Here is a 16872-nt window from a genome sequence, read left to right on the forward strand (position 1 = left end):
TGTTTCTCCTTTCTTTAGAGAAGGGTATCTTTATATATTATTTTATCCAAAATTTTCATATAGTAATAGTTTTTCATTTTAATATTAAAATAACCTTTGTGAGCAAAGATATTATTAACAGTAGTAAATGCTATAAATTTAGAATATATTGGGTCATTAAATAGCATTATTAAGTACTTATCAAATTGGTTATATGAATATTCCTCAGATTTCTTCATCTGATCCCTTATATCAACTATAATAACAGTTTCACCAAAATTAGCCATATTAAGATATTCTCTTTGAAGATCTTCTATAAACTTTATATATTTCTCATATTCTAAAAAAATATTAATCTTCTTATTTTTATTTGTATAACAACAATTTATAAGTCTTTTTAATGCGTAAATTTTCTCTATAGCTGTTCTTATATTTTCCTCTATATATCCCTGGGACCATAAAGTATGTGCCAAAGCGATATTATTCAATTTATTAAAATCAGTTATATTACTTATGTCTTTACACTGCTTAAATAAATCTTTTTTTTCATAAATTAACAAAAGTAGTAAATCATCCAAGTCACTATTAGTATCAATATATACTTGTGTTTCATATGATAAACTAATAGAATTTGTTCCCATAATCATATTTAAAGATTTTAAATTTCTAATCGTTATTTTTATTCTAGAAGACCTTTTACCAATATATTTTTTGAATAAATTTTCAACTTCAGTCATTGGCATAGGCTGCAGCTTTTCTATATTGGTTAGTATCATTAATAAGTCATATAAGGATTCTGGAAATTCATAAATTGGATAAAGTTTCATTTTTCCACCTCTTTATGCTGCACGGATAGAATAATTTTATCGATGCACTATTTATATGTCAACAAACCTTTAATGACCTTATTTTCACAAGCATAATAACTAGATATATGAAATAAAATTAGAAAATTTGACTTTAAACAGTACTTTTTGTTTTTGTAATATTCATTACATTCACTTTCCCTGTTCAATAAAAAATCGACAAAATTATGACAGTCTCTGTCTACTCCTTAATTCACCGTTTTCATTTAAATACTTTTTTGAACATATTATATTCAATGTAAATTGCCCACTATTGATCATATGACTGTCGATCATTACAGTATTCAATTATAAAAACTTTTCAAATTTTCTAAATCACCTTTTAAAATTCCATTCCATACTAATTACCAATTTTACCATTAGATAAAAATTATTGGTGATTAATCTTACATTCACCTAATTTGTTTATAAATTAATTAAAGAGGGATTGAAGATTTAGTCTACTCCCTTCCCTCGCTGTATTTAACTAATACTGATAATTTAATATTTGAAGCAATTTAATGACTTTACTTTTCACATTAAATATTGAGTCTTGTGGAGCAATACATGATGGACATCCAGATTCACAAGGACATTTTGAAACATGCTCTAAGGTTTTCATTAATAGATCTTCCCATAAGTCATAGACCTTTTCACTTAAACCAATCCCACCAGGATATTTATCGTAAACAAAAAATGTGGGCAACTCATTATGGGATGCTTTAACTTGTGGGACAACTGCTACATCACTGCTATCACATTGAATAAACAAAGGAATAAACGCATTCATGGCATAGGCTACTCCAATCATTACCTCTGTCAATTCCGCCTCTGACCATTGCTCTGTTAGATGAAGTGAAAGCCATGATGCACTTGTATGCATTTCATCTGGAGGTAAATGAATGGGCCCCGATCCGATATTATCATGCGTACCAAAGCGAATTTTTTTGAAAATAGTTGCCTGTGCGACTAATCCTACATCCCCGAAGCTAATCGTACCACCATTATATCCTCGGCTTCGATCTTCCTCTAATACCTTCATTTCAACGGCAAGATTGGCATCTGTATAATAATCGACGTCGACTTCACGGACATAGGCTTTCTTTTCTTCCCAGTCGAGCTTCTCTACTTGGAATTGAATCCCTTGATGTAAATAAATCGCTTCCTCATGTAATAATGTCATGGCACTATGACGATCCATTTCTCCAATTACCTTTGTTTGGGCAGGAATAGATAGATTAATAATTACCACATTTTCCTGCGAAGCAGACCGTAAGCTAATATCATGTGCTGGGAAACGATCACTCATCCAATGCCACTTATCACTCGTCTTAAAGACAACGCCTTCTTCGGCTAAATAATCTAACAACTCTTGTATGTCATATTCACCATAAGTATCTTCTATAGAAAAAGGTAATTCAAAAGCGGCACATTTTAAATGATCCATTAGAATTAACATATTTTCTGGATAAATACGTGCCTCCTCTGGTGCACTACCAAGTAAAAATAAAGGATGATTAACCACATACTGATCAAGAGCAGTCGATTGTGCAACATAGATAATTAAAGCCTCATCTTGCCGCCTTCCTGCACGTCCTGCTTGTTGCCAGGCACTTGCGATATTACCTGGATAACCTGTCATAATACATGCTTGTAACTGGCCAATATCGACCCCTAATTCTAACGCATTTGTACTGACAACGGTTTGAATAGTTCCATCACGCAAGCCTTTTTCAATGACCCGACGTTCAGATGGCAAATAACCACCTCGGTAGCCACGCACGGATTCATCAAGCAGCTTATTGCGTGTGAGTTCCTTTAAATAAGTGACAATCATTTCAACCCGTACCCTGCTTTTAGCGAAAATGATGGATTGAATACCAGCTATATAAAGCCTCTTTGCTAAATCACTTACCTCTAATACGGCACTTCTACGCACCCCAAAAGTTTTGTGAATAATGGGCGGATTATAGAAAAGAAATGTTTTCTTACCGACAGGTGCTCCAGAGTCTGCGATGAGCGCATGTGATTCATTTGTTAGCAGCTCTGCCAGCTCCTTAGGATTTTTTATCGTGGCTGAAGTACAGATAAACACAGGGTTACTACCATAAAATTCACATATGCGTTTTAATCTACGAATAACATGAGCAACATGAGAACCAAATACCCCTTTATATGTATGCAATTCATCAATAACGATATACTGCAAATTTTCAAATAGCGATACCCATTTCGTATGGTGTGGCAAAATTCCTGAATGAAGCATATCAGGATTCGTCATAACGATATGTCCTGCTTTACGAACCTTCTGACGAATGCCTGGAGCCGTATCACCATCATAAGTATAACTTAAAATTTCTTCACCACTTTGTTCAATAAGTTCATTCAAGTCATTTTTTTGATCCTGTGCTAAAGCCTTTGTTGGAAATAAATAAATGGCACGTGCGTTGTTATCCTCTATTATTTTTTGCAACACAGGTAAATGATAGCAATACGATTTACCTGATGCGGTTGGTGTAACAGCCGTAAAAGATGTACCACTCTGTGCCAAATCAAAGGCCTCTCGCTGATGCGTATAAAGTTGCTCGATCCCTCTTGCCTTTAAAGCCTTCACTAAAGAAGGATGTAAATTTTCTGGGAAAGAAGCATAACTAGCAGGACGGGCTTCAAGTGTTTGCCAATGAAGAATGCGTTCTTTTAATTCTTCATCATATCTCCATTCATGTAAAAGCTCGCTAATCGTTCGTTTCTTCGATAGCATTTACTGCCTCCTCCTTAACCAGTCGTTCGAAGTTTTTCATTGTAAAGGAGGTAGAATGAATAGCATCTAAAAAACGTTTTTTACTTGTTTCCTTATAAAAAGATTGCACAACAAATTGCTCCATCGATTCTACCGTTGAAGCAATTTGTTGTGTATGCATATATTTCGGTCGATTCTCTTGAATCCATTTATTGGCCTCTTGCTGCCATTCCTTCAACAGTTGGTGAATTTTATCAGCATGTGGTTTCACCTCTTGAAAAAAATCAGGTGTACGGTCCTCCTCACGCATTTGCCAAAAACGTGAAACACATCGATCACATTCATCTAATAATTTGGATGTTTGCTGAATAACTAACAATTTTGCACCTCATCTCTCATCAATTACACGTAAGCAAATATTTTTCGTAGCAAGTACATATATATGATGAGTATGTCTTGTCCATCATTTCAACTACGAAAATATGGCATCTCTTGATACCCTTACCTTTACCTACTTGTTTTGTGGTAAATACTGTATCAATTTTAATGCTATTGAGTTAGTTCAATTGCTTATGAGATAAGTGTACCAAAGTCTATCATTTTTCACTACTAATAGGCGAACAAGCATTCTTTACTTGCCAGTTCTTTTCTGCTAAGCTTACTTTCTGGCTAACTGCTTTGAGCTGCAAAAAAAAGTGCATATTCTGAGCATTGTTCTCCAGAGACACTCTCGTGAAAAGTAATTGATTGACCAGATCTAACTGCGCAACTAATTGTTCTAACTTGTTCAAAATAACGCCCCCTTTGCTTTACTTAAGTATTCCTCGCATGTATAAAATTACCTTCATGCGTGACAAAATAAGCGTAAGTTAGCTGAAAGAAGAAGATTTTCGATAAATTTTTAAAAATGAACCTTCCAACTAAAAAGGCGTCCTGAATGAAAGGTGTAGATATTTCACCACTCTTCAAACGTTTTTATGTTTAAATTTATCAGTTATTTTGACGATTCGAGGAAGACAATCATGAGCTTTTTTTCGACGCAATTTGTTTATTCATTGCATCCACTGTCTACTAGTCTTGTAACAAAGACAACACGGATGTAGGTAGAGAAGAGCCATCAAATCATGGTAAACTACTATATAGGAAAGCAGTTTGATAAAGGGTGAGCTAAATGACAATTCGCTATCCAAATGGGAAATTGTATACCCCCAATACTTCTGTACAGAAAACAGAAAAAAAGAGTAAAAGTAAAGATTTGTCTTTTAGTAATCGTGGAAAGACGCTAGAAGATGAAATTAATGAAGCAAACGACTATTATATAAAAAGACGACTTGCTATTATTCACAAGAAACCTGTCCCTGTACAAATCGTCAAAGTAGAGTACCCTTCACGAAGTGCTGCTGTCATTCGTGAAGCATATTTTCGAACACCCTCTACAACCGACTACAATGGTGTTTGGAATGGGCATTATATTGATTTTGATGCAAAGGAAACTGCTTCCAAAACCAGTTTCCCCTTAAAAAACATTCATGAGCATCAAATGACCCATATGCAGCAAGTGACTGAACAAAATGGTGTGGCTTTTATTATCGTTCGCTTTTCAGCTTTTGAACGATATTTTATTGTGCCATATGAAGTTTTACAAAAGGCCTGGAAAGCAATGGAAAGTGGCAATCGTAAATCCATACCCTTTTCAACAATTGTAGAAGAGGCGTATGAAATTCCTACTAGCTATTATCCACGTATCGATTATTTACCCATCATCCAACAACTGATCGATGCAAAATGCTACAGGTTTGAAAGTGAGGAGAAATAGAATGACTGAACGTCGTCGAACACGTGGAGAGCATCAAAAGGCTCTCGCTGAAAAAAATAAAAAAGGTAAGAAAACAACAACAAAATCGTCAACACCCGCTAAAATGTGGATAAAACGTATTTTCTTAACTCTATTAGTCATCGGTGTTGTAGGCTTCATTGGAGGAGCAGGTTTATTTGCTTACTATGCGAGCACCGCTCCTAAGCTTGATGAGGAATTATTGAAAGACCCTGTGTCTTCAGAGTTCTACGATAAAAACGGTGAAATATTTGCAACAATTGGTGCTGAAAACCGCAAATATATAAAATATGAAGATATACCCGAAGACATGGTGAACGCTATTCTTGCAACGGAAGATGTACGCTTTTTTAAACATCACGGCATGGACTTCTACCGTCTAGGTGGTGCCATACTTGCTAACTTCCGTGATGGCTTTGGTGCACAAGGTGCCTCTACCCTAACACAGCAAGTGGTCAAAAACTCATTTTTACAAAATGAAAAGAAATTAAAGCGTAAAGCACAGGAAGCTTGGCTAGCATTTCAATTAGAACGTAAATATTCAAAAGAAGAAATTTTTGAAATGTATTTCAATAAAATGCTAATGTCAGGCCGTATTTATGGATTTGGTACAGCAGCCCAATATTTCTATGGAAAAGAATTAAAAGATTTAACATTAGATGAAGAAGCATTATTAGCAGGATTAGTACAACGACCAAATGCTTATAATCCATTGAAAAACCCTGATCTTGCCAAGCAACGTCGAAATACGGTTTTAGGATTAATGTATCAACACGGAAAAATTTCGAAAACAGAAATGGAAGAAGCTAAAAACGTTGATGTCCAAGCAGGTCTTGCAGACGATGCAACGCGTCAATCCTTTGCTGGTTCGAAATACGATGCCTTCCTAGATGTCGTTATTAATGAATTGGAAAATAACGGTGATGGTTCAGCCATGGCAGAAGGTATTAAAGTGTATACAACACTTGATCCAAATGCCCAAAAAGTTGTTGAAAATGTCATGAACGATGACAGCAATTTCCCGACAGAAGATATTCAGTCAGGTGTAGCGGTCATTGATACGAAAACAGGTGCTATTCAAGCTGTTGGTGGCGGTCGACATTATGGTGCCGAACGTGGCTGGAACTATGCAGATGATTTAACAAAAAATCAACCTGGTTCTACCATGAAACCATTAGTGGACTACGGTCCAGCCATTGAATATTTAAAATGGTCTACAGGCCATACACTTGTAGATGAACCTATGAACTATTCCAATTCAAAACAAACTATTACAAACTGGGATGGCAGATATATGGGTGCCATGACCGCTCGTAAGGCATTATATGCTTCACGTAACGTACCCGCTGTCAAAGCATTACAAGAAGTAGGTACTGAAAATGCGAAGGAGTTTGTTGGACGTTTAGGGATTGAAACAGAAAACCTTTACGAATCAGACGCAATTGGTGGTGGAGCGATTACTATCTCCCCAATTCAAATGGCGGCTTCCTATGCAGCATTCGGAAATAACGGCGTTTATACGGACCCACACGCTATTACAAAAATTGTTTACCGTGATGGGAAAACATCTAAAAATTATACACCTGAGCCTAATGTAGCGATGAGTGAAGCTACAGCTTATATGGTAACAGATATGCTACGTGATGTAGTTGGCAACAAACCTGACGCATCAGGTACTGCAGCTAACGTCCCTGGACTAGATATCGCAGGTAAAACAGGTACAACCAACTATTCAGCTGAAGATTTTAATAAATATAATTTACCGAACACAAGCGTTCCAGATTCATGGTTTGCTGGTTATACGACAAACTATTCCATTGCTATATGGAGTGGCTATGAAAAACATTTTGATCCAATTACAACGTGGGAAGAACGACGTTTACCACAAAATCTATTTAAATCGATTATGCAAGATATTTCAGCAAACGTTGAAACAGAAAGCTTTAAAAAGCCAAGTACAGTTGTAGAAGCAACGATTGAAGTAGGGTCTAAGCCATTGAAATTGGCAAGTGACTTTACACCAAGTGAATTACGTCAAACAGAGCTATTCGTTCGTGGTACTGAGCCAACAGAAGTGTCGAGTGTTTATGAGGCACCAGAATTGGCTACGCCATACAACGTATCTGCAAGCTTAGATTTAGGTGCACAGTCCATCAACATTTCTTGGGAACATGATGCTAGCTTGAATCCAGAGACAGACGAACCATTACCGACTTCCTTTGAAGTAACTGCAACCCGTGATGACGGTAAAAAGTTTGACCTTGGTAAAACAGAGAGTAAAGGTTTAACAGTGGCCAACACGCTGGAAGATGGCAATTACACGATTTCAGTCGTAGCCATTGTGGATGGTGCACGAAGTGAACCTGGTACCACTACTTTCCAAATTACTAGTACAACGGAAGAAGAGGATGTAGAAACAGAAAATCCGGAAGAGCCAAACATTGATTTACCAACAGATCCTGGTGAAGGAGATCAAGATAATGGTAATAATAATGGCAACGGCAACGGAAATGGCAACAACGGTGGCAATAATAATAATGGCAATGGGCATGGGAATAACGGCAACAACGGTGGCAATAACGGTGGTTCAGATGGAAGTCAGCAACCAACGCCGCCTACTGATCCTGTAGACCCAAATGATGAAGAACAAAGCTCAGAATAAACGAAAAACCGAGAAGCACAGGATGCTTCTCGGTTTTTTCATTCTATAAAGAGCTTAAACTATCCTACCCACTCTATTTTTTACTAGCTTGAATTCGCAAACGTGCTGTCCGTTTTTTCGTTTCCTTAAACAATTCATCAAGCTGACGATAACAAGCGTATTGTCCTGGCTTAGCTTTGATAAAGGCAAGCCGTTCAACTCCATTAATCGGCAGCACCTCGTCTCCTGCCGCCTGTACAAGTTGTTCAAACAACTTAATTGCTTCTTCCATTAAGCCTTTTGCTGTACCGTTTCGAGCATCATGGGCTTCGTGGATGTTCGCTTGAAGGGTTGTCCATTGGGCAAACCAAGCATCTACCTGATCTTTTGCAATAGCTTCACTATTCATGCTTCCTTCACCAAACCTTTCTTCAAACGCTTTTGACCTTCACGACAATCGCTGAGTAAAGGACAGGCATGGCAGCCAGGATTTTGAGCCTTACAATGATAACGGCCAAAGAAGATTAACTGATGATGCGTTTTCGACCACTTATCCATAGGTGTTTTTTTCATAATCGTTTCTTCGACTTCAAGCACGGAATCTTTCCATCGGCAAAGACCTAGACGTTTAGAAACACGCTCTACATGGGTATCGACTGCCAGTGCAGGAATATCAAAGGCTACTGATAGCACTACATTGGCTGTTTTCCGCCCCACACCTGGCAATGTTACAAGTGCTTCTCGGGTTGCGGGTATTTCGCCATTATATTCATCTAGTAAACGTTGACATAAAGCCTGGATGTTCTTCGCCTTATTGCGATATAAGCCAATAGAGCGAATATCCTGTTGTAATTCTTCCAATGGGACAGCCAAATAATCTTCAGGCGTTTTATATTTCTGAAATAATGTTTTTGTTACTTTATTAACAAGTACATCCGTACATTGTGCAGATAATAATGTCGCAATTGTGAGCTCAAAGGCGTTGTCATGCACAAGCTCACAATGCGCATTAGGAAACATTCGATCCATTTCTTCTAGGCAATGCTCCCACTGTTTTTTTGTTAACAAACCGGACGCCCCCTATTCTCTCTCTTCTAACCAATTATAAAATGGTACTTTATTGGTTGGTTGTGCATCTTGCTGAACTGTGCGTGCTGGATTTCTACTAAAGGTTTGCTTCTCACGAAACTGCTCACTTTGCTTTTGTGCAGCCTGTGGTGTCGTAATATTTTTCTTCTTCCACTCTAACAAAATCCGATCAATATAACGAATACTCAGTTTCCCAGCAAACACAGCTTCTTTTAATGCCTCTTTAATGAGTGTTGGACTATGGTTGTCCTCATCAAGCCAACATCCTATTTTTTCAAGCTCTAAAGGAGATAAAAGACGTCCCATTTCTTCTTCAAAGAGTCGAAAAATCTCTCCTTCTTCTTGTTGAAGTGTTGTGGTAGATTTTTGTTGCTCTTTCATCTCGATCATCTGCACAATTCGCTCCCAGAGTGGATAAACCGAATATTTTTCATAGAGCTTGCCACCTGTATCCACATCACGAGTAATTTCAAGGAAGCCCTTTTGCATTAATCGTTGTAAACGGGATGTTAGTTCATTTTCTGGCATTGTGAGACGATTCTTTAGATCATTCGGTGTAGGGAAGTCATACCCTTCCATATGAAAGGCTAATAAGTGCATGACAATTAGCGCCTCTTCATCCTCTATATTTAACTCCTTATAAAACTGAAAAAAAAGCTGAGGGATGGGAATCATTCTCTGCTCAGTCCATGTACGGAGTCGATGATTATTTGCATTCATATTTCTCTTGACTCCTTCTTTAAGTAAGTAGAAAAGCCGCGTAGATATTTCACTACGCGACTTTGAAATTGATTTGCTTATGGATATAAGCGGTTCAGTAAACGTGGGAATGGAATGGTTTCACGAATATGTTCTGTACCAGAAATCCATGCCACAGTTCGTTCTAATCCAAGTCCAAAGCCTGAATGTGGAACAGAACCATGTTTACGAAGGTCTAAATACCATGCATATGCATCTAAAGATAGGTTATGTTCTTCAAGACGAGATTTTAATAAATCATAGTCATGGATACGCTCAGAACCACCAATAATTTCACCATAGCCTTCAGGTGCAATTAAATCAGCACATAATACAACATCATCGCGATCTGGATGTGGTTGCATATAGAATGGTTTAATGCCTACTGGATAGCATGTAATGAATACGGGCTTGTCGAATGAATTAGCAATGGCTGTTTCATGAGGTGCACCAAAATCGTCACCCCACTCAATATCGTCAAAACCTTGTTCATGTAAAAGCTTGATCGCATCATCATATGAAATACGAGGGAATGGTGCTTTAATATTTTCAAGTTTCGATGTATCACGGTCAAGTCGCTCTAATTCTAATTTGCAGTTAGCCAGAACCGATTGTACAATATGCGTTACATATTGCTCCTGTACCTCTAGATTTTCTTCAAATTCTACAAAGGCCATCTCAGGCTCAATCATCCAGAACTCGATTAAGTGACGACGTGTTTTAGATTTTTCAGCACGGAAAGTTGGACCGAATGAAAATACTTTCCCTAGTGCCATAGCTGCCGCTTCCATATAAAGCTGTCCTGATTGAGAAAGGAAAGCATCCTCATCAAAGTATTTCGTATGGAAGAGCTCAGATGTACCTTCCGGTGAAGACCCTGTTAAAATTGGTGGGTCCATCTTTGTAAAACCATTATTGTTGAAAAATTCGTAAGTAGCACGAATGATTTCATTACGGATTTTCATAATGGCATGTTGTTTACGAGAACGTAACCATAAATGACGGTTATCCATTAAAAATTCAGGACCGTGTTCCTTTGGTGTAATTGGGAAATCTGTCGCTGTATGTAGAACTTCAATTCCTGTTACAGCTAGTTCACAACCAAAGCTTGAACGTTCGTCAGCTTTCACTTCTCCTGTAATATACATAGAAGTTTCTTGCGTTAGTCCCTTAGCTGTTGCAAAAATTTCTTCCCCCACCTCTTCTTTCACGACAACACCCTGAACAAAGCCAGAACCATCACGAAGTTGTAAGAAGGCGATTTTACCACTTGAACGTTTGTTAGCTAGCCAAGCGCCAATTTTGACTGTTTCACCGATATGCTGTGGCATATCTTTAATCATAATTTTTTTCATAGAAATCCTCCAAAGTTGTCTAGAGGGATTAGTCTTGCCATTTTGATTTTACAAATGTATCAATACGACGGACTGCCTCTTCTAGTAAGTCTAAAGATGTAGCATAAGATAATCGCATAGTAGTTGGTGCACCAAAGCCAGAGCCTGGAATCACAGCCACGTTTGCTTCTGTTAAAATATCCGCAGCGAATGCGTCTACTGAATCATAGCCAGTGTGAGCCATAGCTTCTGCTACATCTGGTAATAAGTAGAATGCACCCTGTGGTTTTAAGACATGGAAGCCAGGAATTGCACTTACCTGTGGGTAAATTTTCTCAAGACGAGATTCGAATGCTTGGCGCATTTCCTCTACAGCGTCCTGTGGGCCATTATACGCTTCAACAGTTGCATATTGTGCAGTTGTTGTCGCATTAGATGTTGAGTGTGATGCAAGGTCAGTCATTGCTTTAACGATGTCCGCATCACCTGCAGCATAACCAATACGCCAGCCTGTCATAGAGTGAGATTTTGCCACACCATTCACAACAATTGTACGTGCTTTCACTGCATCAGAAAGTTGTGCAATTGAAAAATGCTCAATACCATTGTATACAAGCTTCTCATAAATTTCATCTGACACGATTAAAATATCCTTTTCTTCTGCAACTGCAGCAAGTTCTGCAAGCTCTTCACGTGAATATATCATACCAGACGGGTTGCTAGGTGAGTTGATAATGACAGCTTTTGTTTTATCAGTTACAGCAGCTCTTAATTGATCGGCAGTAATTTTATAGCTTTGTTCACGTGTACCTTCAACGTATACAGGTACTCCGCCCGCTAATTTCACTTGCTCAGGATAAGACACCCAATAAGGGATTGGAATAATAACTTCATCGCCCTCGTTTAAAATGACTTGGAATAACGTGTATAAAATATGCTTTGCACCTACACCCACAATCACTTCATTAGGCTGATAAGAAAGGTTATTATCGCGCTGTAGTTTATCGATAATGGCTTTTTTTAGAACTGGAAGTCCACCAGCAGGTGTATATTTTGTATAGCCCTTTTCCATTGAATCAATGGCAGCATTTAAAATGTTTTGAGGTGTATTAAAGTCTGGTTCACCAGCACCAAGGCCAATGACATCAATACCTTGCTCTTTTAGTGCTTTTGCTTTCGCAGTAATAGCTAATGTTGAAGATGGTGTTAAAGTTTTTACACGTGTTGCTAATAAGTTTTTCATCCGGGATCTACTCCTCTTATAAATTCGTAATGCGCTTCCACCAGTCGCCATCCTTAAACATAATATAGACATAGTTGAGTTTGTCGTGGTCGTTTAGATATGTAATCTCCCAAACAACGCCTGGCTCCTCATAGCCCAATTTCATGTGGAGGACCTTCTGTACATTTCCTTCATTTTTAAAAACCGATAATGCTTGCTTTTCCGTAATACCATCTTCTAATAACACTTCCTGCATGGAATCCTTGTCTAGATTCGTCGGAACAAAGACAGCCTTTTTATCACCGTATTCGTCTACCCCGAACACAGTAACATACGAATGTTTGCCATTATATGTGTAGGACTCCGATACAATTGCGAGGGCTTTGGCATCGAGTGCCAACTGTTCAGCCTGCTCTTCAATTGAACGGAACGGAGCCTCGGCTTTCCAGAGTACTAAAATGCTAATGACAAGTGACAACGAAACAATAAAGACAGAAATGAAAATTAACCAGTTTTTCATCTATTCACCTGTTGTTTCACATCGTGCTTTTTTGGCACAACACATAGCGGATGTTTGTGTGTGTATTTAACTACATTACAATTCATTTTGCTTTCCATTTTGTCAACCTGCTTTCTTTCCTCATACCACAACATTATACAACAATTTTATGCTGTCGTGTTTCTTAATTTCATATATTGTACGTTGCTAGAATAACGTTTTCAAATGATTGGTACAGTAAATTTTATTCTGTAACATTCTGCCTCGTTGTAAATTGTGATGGCACTTCAATTTCTGTAAAGAATATTTACTGAAACAATAGAAAAATTCCTATTCAACACAGTAAATAGGAATCATTCAAATGATGATAGTTCGTATAAAATATGGGTGGCACGGCCATTATCTTTTGCCTCATATAAACAACGATCAGCTTGCTCAAATAAATCATTATAATAATAATTTTTTTGATTGTTTATACAAGCCCCCATACTTACTTTTAGTGGATAGCTTTTCTGGTCTTTTTCTAATGTTAACGTTAGCAAATGGGCGTGTGTATTTTGGACAAGTGCCTTGATGTATGCCTTTTTGGGGTGACGAATACAGACAATGAATTCATCTCCACCATAACGGATAATTTTGACGTCTTCATCTCGCAAAAATTCCTTTAAGCCATTAGCTAAAAGTTGTAAGACCCTATCGCCAAACAAATGACCATGCCTGTCGTTAAATAGTTTAAAATTATCAATATCCAAAACTGTAATACATACATAGGATTCTGCTATTTTGGCAGCATGTAACCATTCATGTAGCTCTTGATCTAAGAAGTGGCGATTCAAGACACCTGTTAAAGGATCATAATGTGCTTTTCTTTCTAATCTCTCTTTTTGACGCTTAAACTCCAAATTCAACACTTGCTGTAGTAAATTATCAACGCTCATCTGTTCCGAAAGGTCAATATACTCTTTTTGGACATCAAAAATTTCATCTCGCCAATTCAATTGGTACAGGACATTCAACAATAAGCGCATCACTTTTTTCATAATGGGCTTATCACCATAGGATTTGGCTAGATCTATTGCTTGTTGATAATATTGCACTGCTTCCTCAAGCTTCTGCTGCTTTTCATATAAAAAGCCATAGCCAAACAAGGCTGCTACTTTTTCAGGTTTATGCTGAGAAATTATGCTAGACGTTAATGAGTCATCAAGCAATGCCTTTCCTGCTAAAAAATCCCCTTCCAAAATATATACATCTGCTAAATTATTATTGATGCGAATATCTAATAATCTTGCTAAATCTGGTTGTGTCTCATATAGCGTTTTATTATACTCTCTTGCTAACAACCCCGCTTGAAGGGCTTCCTTCGTACAGCCCTTCTCTACCTCTATATAGCACAAATTATTATGACAACGAACAAGCATCATAAAATCTTGTAATTCTTGAGCATAAGCAATTGACTGTTTCGTCATCTCTGCTGTTTTTTCACGAATTCCTACCATATCGTATATTAACGACATGGCCAAATAATAATGCATCAAATCTTTGCTAGTACCATATTTTTCACAAATAGCCTCATACTCGAAAATAAGGCTGACAATGGCTAGCGTATCGCCCAAAGAATGATGTACTAAAATTTTCTGATAGTACAAGTCCAATACAATTTCATAGTTTTTTCCCTCTAAAGCTACTAAAAGACCTTGATCTGCCAGTTTCAACGCCTCTGTTAAAAACCCCTTTATGCGCATTTCCATGATTGTCTTATTTAATTCCTCTAATGTTAACTCCACTGTCTCACCACTTTTCCAAGCCCCTATTTAATCCTTCACTTTGTTCTGTAACAATTATAAGACATATTCATTCACTTCGTTCGACTTTTTAGCAATATCCCAACTATTACCTCGATTTCAAAAAAAACTTTTATAAGACAGCTATTGAATGTCCTTTTGTTTTCCCCTTCCATTAAATTTTTATACCATTACACATTTTTCTCCATTTTTGTCCCAGTCAACTGTTGTTTTTACCCATATGATGTGATAACTAGGCATTTAAAGACATTGAAAAGGGATGTGATGTTTTGAGTTTACCAATTAACCCTTCTGACCCAGCTACCATTCCAAAATTTGTAGATGCTCTACAGAAGCCGGTGACCGCAAAACCAAAATACTGTAGAGGACAAAAGAAACATGATTATTACGAGCTAGTCATGATGGAGGGCGAGCACCGCTTTCACAAGCATTTTCCTAATACATTAATATGGGGGTACAACGGCCTTTATCCAGGACCCACTATAGAAGCGACGAAAGATAAAACCATTTATGTCAAATATAAAAATCAATTACCACTACAGCATTTTTTACCAGTGGATTTTACACTTCATGCCGCCAACGATTCCCAAGAGGTAAGAACTGTCACTCACTTACATGGTGCCAATGTGGATTGGGAGAGCGACGGTCATCCTGAGGCATGGTACACAAGAGATTATCGACATACCGGTCCAAAGTTCAATAAAGAAATTCATGAATATACGAACCACCAGCCTGGTACTACAATGTGGTACCATGACCATGCTATGGCTTTAACACGCCTTAATGTCTATGCTGGCTTGGCAGGTTTTTATTTACTTAGAGATGCTCTTGAGGAACGTTCTAATTTGCCATGTGGTGAATACGAATATCCTATTTTAATTCAAGATAAATCATTTAATGAGGATGGCTCCCTTTTTTATCCTGATGAGCCACCATTTCCAGTTACTGTACATCCGTCCATTACTCCAGGTTTCGTAGGTAATACGATTGTTGTCAACGGCAAGCTATGGCCCTATTTAGACGTCGAGCCACGTAAATATAGATTCCGGTTCCTCAATGGCTCCAATCGAAGAGGCTATGTCATCAGCTTGTCAAATGAGCAGTCTATGATACAAATAGGGACAGATGGCGGTTTTTTATCAACCCCACAAGCGATTCAATCTGTAGAGTTACTACCTGCTGAACGCACAGATGTCATCATCGATTTTTCAGCTTGTGAGGGTCAGGAAATCACCTTACTTAACACCGATACAGATTTTATCGATGAGCATACGAACGTCATTATGCAATTTAGAGTATCACTTCCCTTAAAATATGAAGATACGAGTGAAGTTCCAGAGAGGCTGGCAGTCACAATGGATTTACACCCACATCATGCACATATTGAAAGACAATTACCATTGACGGCAACAACTGATGAATTCGGAAGACCTATGTTGTTGTTGAACAATCGAATGTACCATGACCCAGCGACAGAAAAACCTTCTTTAGATAGTATTGAAATTTGGAGTTTTATTAATACAACGCCTTTTATTCATCCTATTCATTTGCATCTCATTCAATTTAAAATTCTTGAACGTCGCCCATTTGATTTAGACCTCTATCAAAATGAGGGAATAGTATCATTTACAGGCCCCCCTGAGGAACCACGGGACTATGAGCGTGGTTGGAAAGATACAGTGAAAGTAGATGCGGGCAAAATTACGACAATTATTATGCATTGGAAGGATTATGTGGGGAATTACATGTGGCATTGTCACTTCCTTGAGCACGAAGACCATGATATGATGCGACCTATTCTTGTGATGAAAGATGTCCATGCTGTTCAACAGCCTCATGCTGAAATAGAGCCGTCACCCCATCATGAGGTTACTACTACTACCACTTCTACACCTACAACAAATACTAGTACGACACATCATAATGAGTCACCCGTACCATTATTAAATACTTCTCAAATTCCTTCCACAGAGGAAGAGGAAATAAAGGAATCATTAGTAGAGGAGTCTGTGCATATCGGAAATAATGTTCAACACAGGCCCATTTTGCTTTTCCCAACTAAGTCCACACCTGCGGGTACGAGTAGGCCAAGACGACGTGGACATAGAAGATTTTAGTCACTAACCATTGAAAAGTAGAGGTTTTC

At 37.8% G+C, this 16872-nt stretch carries 14 protein-coding genes; 3 read left to right on the top strand and 11 right to left on the bottom strand.

All coding sequences use genetic code 11. From position 1 onward, the window contains the following. Positions 1 to 14 precede the first annotated feature (14 nt). From ACOZBY_RS14405 to ACOZBY_RS14420, 4 genes are all read right to left on the bottom strand, one after another. Entirely contained in the window at positions 15 to 806 is a 792-nt protein-coding gene (locus ACOZBY_RS14405) for a hypothetical protein (protein ID WP_422762502.1), read from the bottom strand. A gap of 505 nt (positions 807 to 1311) precedes the next feature. After that, positions 1312 to 3585 carry a DEAD/DEAH box helicase gene (locus ACOZBY_RS14410; RefSeq protein WP_422762503.1) on the bottom strand — a complete coding sequence of 758 codons (2274 nt, stop codon included), beginning with the start codon at positions 3583 to 3585 and terminating at the stop codon, positions 1312 to 1314. After that, on the bottom strand, positions 3560 to 3943 hold the full coding sequence (locus ACOZBY_RS14415) for a YppE family protein (protein ID WP_031419398.1): 384 nt from the start codon (positions 3941 to 3943) through the stop codon (positions 3560 to 3562). The genes ACOZBY_RS14410 and ACOZBY_RS14415 overlap by 26 nt, the downstream gene beginning before the upstream one ends. A 217-nt stretch (positions 3944 to 4160) precedes the next feature. Beyond that, positions 4161 to 4355 (bottom strand): hypothetical protein, encoded by a 195-nt coding sequence (locus ACOZBY_RS14420; RefSeq protein ID WP_008176489.1) that lies wholly within the window; start codon positions 4353 to 4355, stop codon positions 4161 to 4163. A gap of 380 nt (positions 4356 to 4735) precedes the next feature. Between ACOZBY_RS14420 and recU the strand changes: the two genes are divergently transcribed. After that, positions 4736 to 5380, top strand: a complete 645-nt coding sequence (gene recU, locus ACOZBY_RS14425) for a Holliday junction resolvase RecU (protein WP_012293746.1) — start codon at positions 4736 to 4738, stop codon at positions 5378 to 5380. Position 5381: 1 nt separating this feature from the next. Further along, entirely contained in the window at positions 5382 to 8060 is a 2679-nt protein-coding gene (locus ACOZBY_RS14430; protein WP_012293745.1) for a penicillin-binding protein 1A, read from the top strand. A 73-nt stretch (positions 8061 to 8133) separates the two neighbouring features. On the opposite strand, the gene ACOZBY_RS14435 is transcribed toward ACOZBY_RS14430, so the two are convergent. The 7 genes from ACOZBY_RS14435 to ACOZBY_RS14465 all read right to left on the bottom strand — a co-directional run bounded on the left by ACOZBY_RS14435 (position 8134) and on the right by ACOZBY_RS14465 (position 14708). Then, positions 8134 to 8448, bottom strand: a complete 315-nt coding sequence (locus ACOZBY_RS14435) for a YpoC family protein (protein WP_012293744.1) — start codon at positions 8446 to 8448, stop codon at positions 8134 to 8136. Next, entirely contained in the window at positions 8445 to 9107 is a 663-nt protein-coding gene (gene nth / locus ACOZBY_RS14440) for an endonuclease III (protein ID WP_012293743.1), read from the bottom strand. The genes ACOZBY_RS14435 and nth overlap by 4 nt, the downstream gene beginning before the upstream one ends. A 12-nt stretch (positions 9108 to 9119) precedes the next feature. Beyond that, positions 9120 to 9848, bottom strand: a complete 729-nt coding sequence (locus ACOZBY_RS14445) for a DnaD domain-containing protein (RefSeq protein ID WP_031419397.1) — start codon at positions 9846 to 9848, stop codon at positions 9120 to 9122. Positions 9849 to 9925: 77 nt separating this feature from the next. Beyond that, entirely contained in the window at positions 9926 to 11221 is a 1296-nt protein-coding gene (gene asnS / locus ACOZBY_RS14450; protein WP_031419396.1) for an asparagine--tRNA ligase, read from the bottom strand. Between the two features lie 28 nt (positions 11222 to 11249). Next, a complete protein-coding gene (locus tag ACOZBY_RS14455) occupies positions 11250 to 12443 on the bottom strand; it encodes a pyridoxal phosphate-dependent aminotransferase (protein ID WP_012293741.1) in 1194 nt (397 codons plus the stop codon). A 16-nt stretch (positions 12444 to 12459) separates the two neighbouring features. After that, entirely contained in the window at positions 12460 to 12942 is a 483-nt protein-coding gene (locus ACOZBY_RS14460) for a DUF5590 domain-containing protein (protein ID WP_012293740.1), read from the bottom strand. A gap of 332 nt (positions 12943 to 13274) precedes the next feature. Next, positions 13275 to 14708: a diguanylate cyclase gene (locus tag ACOZBY_RS14465; RefSeq protein WP_422762504.1), complete on the bottom strand. Its 1434-nt coding sequence runs from the start codon at positions 14706 to 14708 to the stop codon at positions 13275 to 13277. 287 nt (positions 14709 to 14995) lie between these two features. Here ACOZBY_RS14465 and ACOZBY_RS14470 point away from each other — a divergent pair, with 287 nt between their 5' ends. After that, the gene (locus tag ACOZBY_RS14470; RefSeq protein WP_422762505.1) at positions 14996 to 16843 is read left to right on the top strand and encodes a multicopper oxidase family protein; all 1848 of its coding nucleotides are present in this window, start codon (positions 14996 to 14998) and stop codon (positions 16841 to 16843) included. The last annotated feature ends 29 nt before the right edge of the window (positions 16844 to 16872 follow it).

Source organism: Lysinibacillus sp. NPDC056220 (assembly GCF_049315265.1).
In the GTDB taxonomy this organism is placed as follows: Bacteria; Bacillota; Bacilli; order Bacillales_A; family Planococcaceae; genus Lysinibacillus; species Lysinibacillus pinottii.

Coding starts and splice junctions, on each gene's coding strand:
- ACOZBY_RS14405 (WP_422762502.1), bottom strand. CDS start 806: ATGAAACTTTATCCAATTTATGAATTTCCAGAATCCTTATATGACTTA.
- ACOZBY_RS14410 (WP_422762503.1), bottom strand. CDS start 3,585: ATGCTATCGAAGAAACGAACGATTAGCGAGCTTTTACATGAATGGAGA.
- recU (WP_012293746.1), top strand. CDS start 4,736: ATGACAATTCGCTATCCAAATGGGAAATTGTATACCCCCAATACTTCT.
- ACOZBY_RS14430 (WP_012293745.1), top strand. CDS start 5,382: ATGACTGAACGTCGTCGAACACGTGGAGAGCATCAAAAGGCTCTCGCT.
- ACOZBY_RS14435 (WP_012293744.1), bottom strand. CDS start 8,448: ATGAATAGTGAAGCTATTGCAAAAGATCAGGTAGATGCTTGGTTTGCC.
- ACOZBY_RS14445 (WP_031419397.1), bottom strand. CDS start 9,848: ATGAATGCAAATAATCATCGACTCCGTACATGGACTGAGCAGAGAATG.
- asnS (WP_031419396.1), bottom strand. CDS start 11,221: ATGAAAAAAATTATGATTAAAGATATGCCACAGCATATCGGTGAAACA.
- ACOZBY_RS14455 (WP_012293741.1), bottom strand. CDS start 12,443: ATGAAAAACTTATTAGCAACACGTGTAAAAACTTTAACACCATCTTCA.
- ACOZBY_RS14460 (WP_012293740.1), bottom strand. CDS start 12,942: ATGAAAAACTGGTTAATTTTCATTTCTGTCTTTATTGTTTCGTTGTCA.